We start from the raw sequence: 9,822 nt of genomic DNA, 5'->3' as shown, positions 1-9,822 counted from the left end.
AGGGGTTGCCCCTTGTGAGAGTAGGACGCCGCCACGCTGGTATTATTATTCCGGCATAGCTCAGTTGGTAGTAGCGCATGACTGTTAATCATGATGTCGTAGGTTCGAGTCCTACTGCCGGAGTTCTCATTTATGAGAAGAGTAATGAGCTTCTTTCACTCTGGAGAGTTGTCCGAGAGGCCGAAGGAGCATGATTGGAAATCATGTAGATGGTGCAAGCTGTCTCAAGGGTTCGAATCCCTTACTCTCCGTAATTGATGTTTTACTGGCCCGTTGGTCAAGCGGTTAAGACACCGCCCTTTCACGGCGGTAACACGGGTTCGAATCCCGTACGGGTCATTTAATTGGATACATTGGAGGTTTAGCTCAGCTGGGAGAGCATCTGCCTTACAAGCAGAGGGTCAGCGGTTCGATCCCGTTAACCTCCATAATGATTTGGTTCCGTGGTGTAGGGGTTAACATGCCTGCCTGTCACGCAGGAGATCGCGGGTTCGATTCCCGTCGGGACCGTCATTTCTATTCAATTAACAAAAATAAATAATTTATTCTTTATGGCGCGGTAGCTCAGTTGGTAGAGCAACGGATTGAAGCTCCGTGTGTCGGCAGTTCGATTCTGTCCCGCGCCACCATGGAGGAGTAGCGAAGTGGCTAAACGCGACGGACTGTAAATCCGTTCCTTAGGGTTCAGTGGTTCGAATCCACTCTCCTCCATTTTATAGGGGCATAGTTTAAAGGTAGAACAGCGGTCTCCAAAACCGTTAGTGTGGGTTCAATTCCTGCTGCCCCTGCCATGGCGGATGTGGCGAAGTGGTTAACGCATCGGATTGTGGCTCCGACATTCGTGGGTTCGATTCCCATCATTCGCCTTTTTTTATTGGGGTATAGCCAAGCGGTAAGGCAAGGGACTTTGACTCCCTCATGCGTTGGTTCGAATCCAGCTACCCCAGTCCTATAAATATTAATTTATAGCTTAAAATAGTATAATGGCGGTATAGCCAAGTGGTAAGGCAGAGGTCTGCAAAACCTTCATCACCGGTTCAAATCCGGTTACCGCCTTAGTACTAATTACATTGCCGGCGTGGCGGAATTGGCAGACGCGCTGGACTCAAAATCCAGTGCCCGTTGAGGGCGTGCCGGTTCGACCCCGGCCGCCGGTATTAACTAAGATGACCACATCTTAGTTTTTTATTCGGAAATTAAATAACAAATTATTTTAATATGGCGGATGTGGCGAAGTGGTTAACGCATCGGATTGTGGCTCCGACACTCGTGGGTTCGATTCCCATCATTCGCCCTTTATTATTGGGGTATAGCCAAGCGGTAAGGCAAGGGACTTTGACTCCCTCATGCGTTGGTTCGAATCCAGCTACCCCAGTTTTTAGCTATTTATTTGCCGGCGTGGCGGAATTGGCAGACGCGCTGGACTCAAAATCCAGTGATCTCACGATCGTGCCGGTTCGACCCCGGCCGCCGGTATTTTGGCACTAACGTAGTCTATACGTTGGTGCTTTTTTCTTTGTTAGACGTTGTCGACACTGAGACACATATACGAACGGATCATATACGCCAGGAAAATACCCATTGAATTATTTTGAGATTTAAAATAATTCAATGGGTATTTTTTATAAATAAATATCAAGTGATTGAAATAGCCTGTATAATTTGTTGTGGAAGTAGCTGAATTTAAATGAGTGATTCTATCCATTAGAAGCGTCCAATCCTCTTGTGTAGGAATATTAGGCAAATGGTGAATCGGACAAGGGAGTTCCTCGTTTACATGTGGATCATAGTCGTAAATGATCAGATGGCTTGATGATCATCGATTTCTTTTTTTTGTCACTGGTTGTTCAATCAAAAATTTGACTGAGCTTTGTCGCAAGAAGGGTAATTCTGCTTCTTGAATAATATAATCGTCCATCGAGAGGCAACTTTTTACCCACAGAGGTTTTTGTGATTTGATCTTTAAAATCGTTGCATGGAACGTGATTAGACTAGCTGCTAAATGATCAAGATGTGGAACTCAAATATCGGATGTACTTTTAATCGCTCTAAATGCTGAAGCCAAAAGTGAAAAAGCCCTGGGTATTTTTTCTTTCATTAAATCAATCAAAGCAACAGAAGTCATTTCATATGGTGGACTCATCTTTGAGATCAATCTCGTATTAATCAAGAAGGCTTCGATTTTATTTAAAGCACCACTATCCAGCATCTTTTTTTGAAAAACCTGTAATAAAAAACGTTGGACGGCTTCGATCACCCCTATACCTTCTAGACAACGGAAGGCGTAGGTTCGTTCTTCATCAAATCCTTGCCAATTCGAATAGAGACACAATGTAAGAAAAAAGATACAGCCATAGTGATTCTGATTCAGGCATCGTTAGCTTGAAGAGTGAAGAATAATAGGAGGCAATCAGCTGTTCAATCAGCTGATCGGCTCGATTTTTTTTGACTAAAGCAAAGGTGCTATTGTTAAAGTAACAAACATTTTTAGACTGTCCTCTAACTTTACCAATCGATAACCAAAGTGAAAAACGAAAATGGCTAAAATGTAGAAAAGTTATCCTACTTTTTCGACCATGAGCGATAATTGATTGCATATGATGATTTCTATCAGAATCGATGATTTGACTATCACCAAAGGTTGAATAAAAAGAAAAGAGTAAAAAAACGACTATCTTCTTCATTGCCAATCAAAGTGAGCGGATTGGTTGCTTTCGATATGCGATACTCTTTCAGTACTTCATTCATATAACGAATGATATTGAAAATTGAACTACGAGAGATTATCAAGTGGTCCGATAATTGTTCTGTACTATACGTTTTGTTGTGAAGTAATAGGGCCATCATACGATAAATGATTGTATCTTTAGCTAGTATAGTAATGACTGAATCGACAGAGATTTTTTTGTGGATCTATTTGTAAGAATCCTTGTTCATTTTTAATAATCTGAAAATCAATCGTAGATAAGGAATGATTGATAATATCGATATCTTTTCGTAAAGTTGGTTTTGATGGTCCTAACTTTTCTAAGGATTAAGTTTTTACTCTGGTGCGTACGTATAAATTGTAGTAAGTTATACTGTCGTTTGAATTGATTATTTAATTGTAATGTCATAGGTAAATTATTCATAAGAGAAACCTTTCTTTAAGACAAATATAGAATTTGAAAATAAGTACACTTTAGAAGATGAAAATATAGTTATTACTAATAGTGTATTAGTTATTTAAAATTTAATCATTTTCTTCATTACTTCCACATGGTTATTCAACTATTGTCGATGAGCGATGATTTAGTTAGCTCTTTTTAGTGTTTTTTTTTGATACTACTTATTTTTAAACGGTAAAACTCATTTGTAAAATTAGAAGAAATACTATTTTAAATAGACAAAACGTTATGTTGAATATTATTGGAATTAAATTTAATAATGAATATAATTGATTTTATGTAATTTTAGTTAGTGATATAAAGTGATTTATTTTCTTAATCTATACTAATTCTAAATAAAAAACTTATTTTATGGATATAAATATGTAGTGAGATGTTCAGTTGGTAAAACTGAGTTTTAGCAGTAGTAGCAAGTTTGAATCTGAATTTATTAGAAATGGAAACAGTATTTCTAACTAAATAACGAAAATTTAATTACTAAATATTTAGTAAAATAAATCGTTTTCTTTTCTTGCCAGTCACGTTATAATAGATAAAAATGATCACTAGGGGGTAGTGAAATGACGAAGTTAACATTAGCGATTTATGATAAAGAAAGAGTTCCAAGAAAAAGTTTTCAAGGAGAAGAAGAAATAGAAAAAGATTTGGTGGTGACAGCAGAAAATTTTGTACATTTGTCTATGAGAAAATTTGAGTACCAAGAAGGAGATCAAATCGTTGTTGAAATGGACGAGTCTGGGAGGTACCTATGGGTCAAACTAGATGAAACTTTAGAAAGTTCACTGATCTATCTACCGGGAAATAAATGGACCTATGAAGTTTCATTTCATTCCAGTCGTATCAAAGCTAGACCGGAGACTCGTTTTTCTGGGGGACGTCATTATATAAGTGTTCGTTGTGCTTCTGAAGAGGAAGTGAAAATGTATCGTAATTTAGCGTTGAATCCGCATGATCAAAAAGAAGAGACTGGTGCGTATCCACATGCGAGTGCAAATGTGGATACGCGGAATGATGCCACTTTCTTTGCGTGTAATGCGATCGATGGCGTATACGCGAATCATTCTCATGGTTCATACCCCTTTCAATCTTGGGGCATCAATCAGCAGGCTGATGCAGTTTTGACGATTGATTTTGGCCGAGAGGTCCAATTGGATAAAGTTGGCTTTACATGGCGAGCAGACTTTCCCCATGATAGTTACTGGACGAATGTGACGATTCAGTTTGACGATGGAACTAGTGAAACGTTTGCGACCGAAAAAACAGCTCAACCACAATATTTTTCATTTAGTGCAAGAAAGACCAAAGCTATTCGCTTTTGTGATCTTATTCAAGCGAATGACCCATCGCCGTTTCCTGCATTGACGCAAATTGAACTGTGGGGGATGAATAATCAGCCGATGAAAGGATGAGCAATGAAAAAATACTTTTTGAAGCAACTGTCAGAAGCCAAAAAAGAGTATCTTACGAATAAAGTAGTTCCTGAGTTGCCAGTCTCGGGGTATAGAGAGTTTTTGATGACTGGAGAGCGATTGGTTTTTGAGAAGGCTTACTTTGCAAGACGTAAACATGCTACTGTCTTGGCGTTGTCCTTATTGCAAAAAAAAGAAGCCGAAGTAGTTGAAGGGTTAGAACAAGTTTTGTGGGCGATCTGCAATGAGTATAGTTGGAGTTTACCAGCTCATTTACCAATTGAAGCGAATCACTTTCGTGTGGATGCACCGATATGGATCGATTTATTTGCAGCTGAGACAGGACAAATGTTAGCAGAGATAGTCAAGTGGTTTGAGAAAGAATTATCTGAACTATTGACGTTTCGAATCCGGTCGGAAGTCGATCGACGACTCTTTGTTCCTTTTGTAACAAACACATGGCCGTTTGAATCATTTGAAAACAATTGGAGTGCGGTTGTAGGTGGTTCGATTGGTATGGCTGCCTTGGATATACAAGAAAAAGACGGTGAATCACAAGCGGAGATAGTGAGGAAGGTAGATCGTTGTATGGCCTCTTATTTACGAAGTTTTGGGATGGATGGCGCATGTGAGGAAGGCGTCAGTTATTGGGCATATGGATTTGGTTATTATATTTATTTTGCAGAAAAGTACCAACAAGTTTATGATGATGACCGCTATCTGTTGGGTGATAAAGTGAAAAAAATCGCGGCTTTCCCTAATGATGTGATGCTCGCTGAAACAGAGGCTATACTGTTTTCCGACTACCACCCAGCGGAGTTACCAAGTGGATTATTGAGTTTCTGTCAGGAAAGGTTTCATGTCGCAATTCCCGAAGTTGTGAGAATCAATGACTTAGATTTTGATCATTGTTATCGTTTTGCCCATTTATTACGTAATTTACTCTGGTCAAAAAGACATATTGTGAATGATCAAAAAGAAGTCCTTCATTATTTTGAGGATGTAGCATGGGGCGTTCTTCAATCTTCGAAAGAAAATTTGGTGTTTGCAGCAAAAGGAGGACGAAATGATGAAAGCCATAATCATATAGATATTGGTCATTTCGTATTTGGTACGAGAGAAGACTTATTTCTTACCGATCTTGGAGCAGGAGAATATACAAAAGATTACTTTGATGAAAAAACACGTTATCTTTTCTTAGTGAACAGCGCACTTGGGCATAGTATTCCTATCGTTGCGAACAGTTACCAATTACCTGGAGCTGTTGCGGCAGAACATACGAGTTTTCCATCAACGAGAACTGGTGGAGTCTTCAAGACAGAATTGGCTTCCACGTATCCTTCGCAGATAGGACTACGCCAGATGGATCGGACAATAGAAGTGGATCGTTCGAAACGACAGCTTGTTTTGAGTGATGCTTTTACATTCGAAAAAGAAAATCAGTTAGTTATTGAAAATTTTATAACGACGAATCCAGTGGAAGTTATAGGGAAAACGGTATGTATCACAGGAGAAAAAGAAAAGTGTGAGATGTATTTTTCAAAACCTGTGCAGTTGATCAGAGAAAGTTATTACGATCACTATGGCCAAAAAAATGAAGCTACGCTGATCCAAGCGTCTTATCAGTTGCTGAAAGAAGAAACAATCCAGATCAAAGATTGCGGTCAAAAGTAAGTGAGGGCACGTGATTATCAGCGGTAAGCGTGCGACTTTTTTATTGAATGTGACACACATATCCTCGAAACCGAATAAATGGTGTTTCAGAAGCAATTCCTTCATAGATAAGCTAGAAAACCCAAAATTTTGAAAAATTAGGGTTTTCTAGCTTATTTATCGGAAGTTCATCTATCTATCATGAGTTCTTTTTATTTGGTGAGGTAGTTGAGCCACGGACGATTAATTCTGTATCTAATAGGATTCGTTTCGCAATACCAGGGGAGTGGATACGTTCGTGTAAAAGATTGATACCTGTTTCGCCCATTTCTTTCGTATAAGCTCTAACCGTTGAAAGGGGTGGCGTGATGTAGCGAGAAATCGATAAATCATTGATGCCCATCACGCTGATGTGTTTTGGTACTTGGATATGATGAGCATTCAATGTATGGATGATACCGATAGCGAAAGCATCATTTGCGGCTAAAATGGCAGTTGGTAGATCGTCTTGCCATTGTGCCAAGGCTTTTTCTGTCAGTGATTCACTCGTTTTGACGTCGAGAGAACTATTTTCTTTGACGAAAAAATAGTTTTCGTCAAATAGCTGATGATGTTTCATCATATCGATATACGTATTTGTCGTTGGTGTTTTGTAGGTTCGATATCCATAGAGATTAGCACTTTCTTCTGCACCGATATAGGCAATCTTTTTATGTCCTAAATCTAAGAGATGAGTAAGTGCGACTTCAGTGGCTTGACCAAAATCAGTATTGACACAGTCATAATCATGAAAAGGAAAATTTGATCCGACGACGCATAGATTTGGCGCAGTAGTATTTAATTCGTCGATTTTTTCTTGCGTGAATTTACCGATTGCTAAGATGCCATCGACTGCTTGGATTTGATGTTGTTCGTGTTGGGAAAAGTTAATGACGTGATAGCCAAGTTCCACCGCACGTTTCTCGGCAGCTAAACGAATGGACATGTAATAAATATCTTCTAGTTCTTCGTCACTCGTGCGCCAAGTAATCAAACCAAGGACACCTTTTTTTTTCAACAGTTCATTTGCTGAGTGGGAATTGCCATTTTTTTTTGTCTTCTTTTTATATTTAGTGTAGTTCAGCTTTTCTGCAATTTCGAAAACTTTACGTTTGGTTTCTTCTGTTGCTGAGAGTGTATCATCATAATTTAATACGCGTGAAACAGTAGAGATCGATACGCCTGCTTCCTTTGCGATGTCGGTGATCGTCGCCATAAGCTACCTCCGGATAATAGACTTTATTAATTATAGTATAGGTAATTTCAGTAAAAAAAGAAAGTAAAAATATTTATTTTTTTACCAAAAAAGCGTTGACTTTTTACTGATTTTAGGTAAAATTTAGTAAAAGAAAACGATTTCATCGGGAGAGGAGCCAAATTAAACGATTTCTCTTCGGATTACAATTTATTACTATCGTTATTTTTTGTACAGGATGTCAAACAAATAGCCGACAATAAGAGAAGGCTTTTGAAAATCAAATCAAAGAAGAAATCCAGCAAAAGGCGCATGTTTTTACTGAAAAAGAATATCAGTCAGCAGAGGTTCCATTGCATCAGTGGGTAAAAATCGAAGGAAAAATTATACGATCAGATGGTCAAGAACAAATAGCAAAAGGCGATCGCTTTATTCTGAGAAGTGGTTCAAGTGATTACCAAGTATTCAATGAACAAGCAACAACAATCAATGTGGGCGATGAAGTGCTCGTTTACGGAGAATATTATGGGTTTATCAAAGGATTTTTTATTGAAAGGGAGAATATACATGCAACAATTTCGTACAAAAAAACAATGGCAAGAAAATTTTCGCCAGCTAATGGCACCGTTACGTCCTTATTACAAAAATCAACCGGGTAAATTAAAACTAGGAACACATGGGACCGTCTATTCAGAGGCAACAAGAGAAGTTGAAGCATTTTTACGGCCACTCTGGGGATTTGGTCCTTATCTGGTCGACGAAGAGGACGCTGAATTAGCATCTGATTATCTGAAAGGAATCATTGCAGGGACTGATCCAAAGAGTGATGAGTATTGGGGCACGGTAACAGACTATGACCAGTTGATTGTCGAGATGGCTTCAATAAGTACGACGTTACTTTTGAATCCTGAAAAAATCTGGGGACGTTTAACTTCGATAGAACAGACGAACCTGGCAGAATGGTTATTCACAGTGAATTTGCGTAAGATACCTAAAAATAATTGGTATTTTTTCCGTATATTGGTGAATATCGCATTGAAAAAATGTGGCAAATCCTACTCACAGCAACAAATCGATCAAGATTTTGAAGCGATCGAGCATTTTTACAATGACAATGGTTGGTATTTTGATGGGTCAGATACGCAATATGATTACTACGTCTCATTTGCGATCCATTATTACAGCTTAGTATATGCCCATTTTATGGCAGAGGAAGATCCAGTCCGCACAAAGCGAATCAAAGAGCGGGCCGTTCTTTTTGCTCAAACATTTAAATATTGGTTTGATGCCAATGGCGAAGCATTACCTTTTGGTCGTAGCTTGACATACCGCTTTGCCCAAGCGAGCTTTTTCAGTGCCTTGGTGTTCGCGGATGTAGAAGCACTCCCTTGGGGTGAAATCAAAGGGTTGCTTAGTCGTCATTTAGAAAACTGGATGGATAAAGAGATTTTCTCGACAGATGGGCTTTTAACTATTGGATATCATTATCAAAATCTAGTGTTTGGAGAAGGGTATAACGGACCGGGTTCTCCCTATTGGGCAATGAAGAGTTTTCTCTTATTGGCTGTACCTGATGATCATCCGTATTGGCAAGCAGAAATATGTCCACTACAAATTGAAGAAAAGACACGAGCACTGCCGGAAAGTAAAAATTTTTACCAATACAATCAGTCATTAACTCATCTTCAAGCTTTTCCAGCTGGGCAGTTTGTCAATCAGCAAAGCTTCCCACATGCCAAATATAGTAAGTTCGTCTATTCGACACGCTTCGGTTTCAGTGTCCCAAAATCTGATTATTGGTATTACGAAGGTGCCTACGACAGTACGTTAGCTTTGGCAAAAGATGGTCATTATTTCCGTCCGAAAGGGTTAGATCTAGATTTTTCTGTTCTACCTGATCGTATCATCCATGAATGGTCTCCGTGGGAAGACGTCAAAATCCATTCCACGATCGTTCCACTGGAAAACTGTCACGTCAGAGTCCATGAAATTGAAACAACAGATTCTATACATGCGTATGACGGAGGTTTTAGTGTCCCTCTCGAACAGACTTTGCCAAAAGCAGACGCGTTAAGTATCGAAGCAAAAACAAGTATCGGAACCTCAAAGATTGAGGGTATCATCGGGTACGAAAAAGCGGATGTTGTGCGAACAGAACCAAATACGAATCTCTTTTACCCACGTACGATGTTACCTTTTGTCTCAGCTGAGATCTCCTCAGGCAAACATTTGCTTGTGTCTCTTGTTTCTGGGACTTTACCTGATGAAACAGTGATTCAGCCAGTTATTGAGCAAAGAGGACAAAAATTACTGATCCAACAAAAGAATCAAACAATCGAACTAACGATTAGATAATGGA

7 protein-coding genes and 15 tRNA genes are annotated in these 9,822 nt (G+C 39.1%); 19 read left to right on the top strand and 3 right to left on the bottom strand.

What is annotated here, in order from left to right; all coding sequences use genetic code 11:
• Positions 1–49: 49 nt before the first annotated feature.
• The 15 genes from P3R27_RS09430 to P3R27_RS09360 all read left to right on the top strand — a co-directional run bounded on the left by P3R27_RS09430 (position 50) and on the right by P3R27_RS09360 (position 1,476).
• Positions 50–123 (top strand) — tRNA-Asn (locus tag P3R27_RS09430).
• A 39-nt stretch (positions 124–162) separates the two neighbouring features.
• A tRNA-Ser gene (locus P3R27_RS09425) sits at positions 163–251 on the top strand.
• Positions 252–267: 16 nt separating this feature from the next.
• Positions 268–339, top strand: a tRNA-Glu gene (locus P3R27_RS09420).
• 16 nt (positions 340–355) lie between these two features.
• Positions 356–428: transfer RNA gene (locus P3R27_RS09415), tRNA-Val, on the top strand.
• Between the two features lie 9 nt (positions 429–437).
• Positions 438–510, top strand: a tRNA-Asp gene (locus P3R27_RS09410).
• Between the two features lie 43 nt (positions 511–553).
• Positions 554–629, top strand: a tRNA-Phe gene (locus P3R27_RS09405).
• A gap of 1 nt (position 630) precedes the next feature.
• Positions 631–711, top strand: a tRNA-Tyr gene (locus P3R27_RS09400).
• A 6-nt stretch (positions 712–717) separates the two neighbouring features.
• A tRNA-Trp gene (locus P3R27_RS09395) sits at positions 718–791 on the top strand.
• Between the two features lie 2 nt (positions 792–793).
• A tRNA-His gene (locus P3R27_RS09390) sits at positions 794–866 on the top strand.
• A gap of 9 nt (positions 867–875) precedes the next feature.
• Positions 876–947 (top strand) — tRNA-Gln (locus tag P3R27_RS09385).
• Positions 948–985: 38 nt separating this feature from the next.
• Positions 986–1,056 (top strand) — tRNA-Cys (locus P3R27_RS09380).
• A gap of 16 nt (positions 1,057–1,072) precedes the next feature.
• A tRNA-Leu gene (locus P3R27_RS09375) sits at positions 1,073–1,157 on the top strand.
• Positions 1,158–1,221: 64 nt separating this feature from the next.
• A tRNA-His gene (locus tag P3R27_RS09370) sits at positions 1,222–1,294 on the top strand.
• 9 nt (positions 1,295–1,303) lie between these two features.
• Positions 1,304–1,375 (top strand) — tRNA-Gln (locus tag P3R27_RS09365).
• Positions 1,376–1,392: 17 nt separating this feature from the next.
• Positions 1,393–1,476, top strand: a tRNA-Leu gene (locus P3R27_RS09360).
• Positions 1,477–2,020: 544 nt separating this feature from the next.
• On the opposite strand, the gene P3R27_RS09355 is transcribed toward P3R27_RS09360, so the two are convergent.
• Both P3R27_RS09355 and P3R27_RS15200 read right to left on the bottom strand, forming a co-directional pair.
• Positions 2,021–2,257, bottom strand: coding sequence for a hypothetical protein (locus P3R27_RS09355; RefSeq protein WP_034690159.1), 237 nt, complete (start codon positions 2,255–2,257; stop codon positions 2,021–2,023).
• A gap of 374 nt (positions 2,258–2,631) precedes the next feature.
• Entirely contained in the window at positions 2,632–2,901 is a 270-nt protein-coding gene (locus P3R27_RS15200) for a helix-turn-helix domain-containing protein (RefSeq protein WP_369075741.1), read from the bottom strand.
• 826 nt (positions 2,902–3,727) lie between these two features.
• On the opposite strand from P3R27_RS15200, the gene P3R27_RS09350 reads away from it, so the two are divergent.
• Positions 3,728–4,576, top strand: a complete 849-nt coding sequence (locus P3R27_RS09350; RefSeq protein WP_034690157.1) for a discoidin domain-containing protein — start codon at positions 3,728–3,730, stop codon at positions 4,574–4,576.
• Between the two features lie 3 nt (positions 4,577–4,579).
• Positions 4,580–6,250, top strand: coding sequence for a hypothetical protein (locus P3R27_RS09345; protein ID WP_301357282.1), 1,671 nt, complete (start codon positions 4,580–4,582; stop codon positions 6,248–6,250).
• A gap of 178 nt (positions 6,251–6,428) precedes the next feature.
• Here the strand turns inward: P3R27_RS09345 and P3R27_RS09340 are convergent, their stop codons facing one another.
• A complete protein-coding gene (locus P3R27_RS09340; RefSeq protein WP_034690155.1) occupies positions 6,429–7,484 on the bottom strand; it encodes a LacI family DNA-binding transcriptional regulator in 1,056 nt (351 codons plus the stop codon).
• A 332-nt stretch (positions 7,485–7,816) separates the two neighbouring features.
• Here P3R27_RS09340 and P3R27_RS09335 point away from each other — a divergent pair, with 332 nt between their 5' ends.
• Together P3R27_RS09335 and P3R27_RS09330 are read left to right on the top strand one after the other, a co-directional pair.
• The gene (locus P3R27_RS09335; RefSeq protein ID WP_200868975.1) at positions 7,817–8,122 is read left to right on the top strand and encodes a hypothetical protein; all 306 of its coding nucleotides are present in this window, start codon (positions 7,817–7,819) and stop codon (positions 8,120–8,122) included.
• Entirely contained in the window at positions 8,031–9,818 is a 1,788-nt protein-coding gene (locus tag P3R27_RS09330; RefSeq protein WP_034690153.1) for a DUF2264 domain-containing protein, read from the top strand. Before P3R27_RS09335 ends, P3R27_RS09330 begins: the two co-directional genes overlap by 92 nt.
• The last annotated feature ends 4 nt before the right edge of the window (positions 9,819–9,822 follow it).

This window comes from Enterococcus spodopteracolus (assembly GCF_030441955.1).
In the GTDB taxonomy this organism is placed as follows: domain Bacteria; phylum Bacillota; class Bacilli; order Lactobacillales; family Enterococcaceae; genus Enterococcus_B; species Enterococcus_B spodopteracolus.
This window is presented reverse-complemented; position numbering and strand designations above follow the sequence as displayed.

Excerpts from the sequence above, each read along its gene's own strand:
- P3R27_RS09350 (WP_034690157.1), top strand. The coding sequence starts at position 3,728 with ATGACGAAGTTAACATTAGCGATTTATGATAAAGAAAGAGTTCCAAGA.
- P3R27_RS09345 (WP_301357282.1), top strand. The coding sequence starts at position 4,580 with ATGAAAAAATACTTTTTGAAGCAACTGTCAGAAGCCAAAAAAGAGTAT.
- P3R27_RS09340 (WP_034690155.1), bottom strand. The coding sequence starts at position 7,484 with ATGGCGACGATCACCGACATCGCAAAGGAAGCAGGCGTATCGATCTCT.
- P3R27_RS09330 (WP_034690153.1), top strand. The coding sequence starts at position 8,031 with ATGCAACAATTTCGTACAAAAAAACAATGGCAAGAAAATTTTCGCCAG.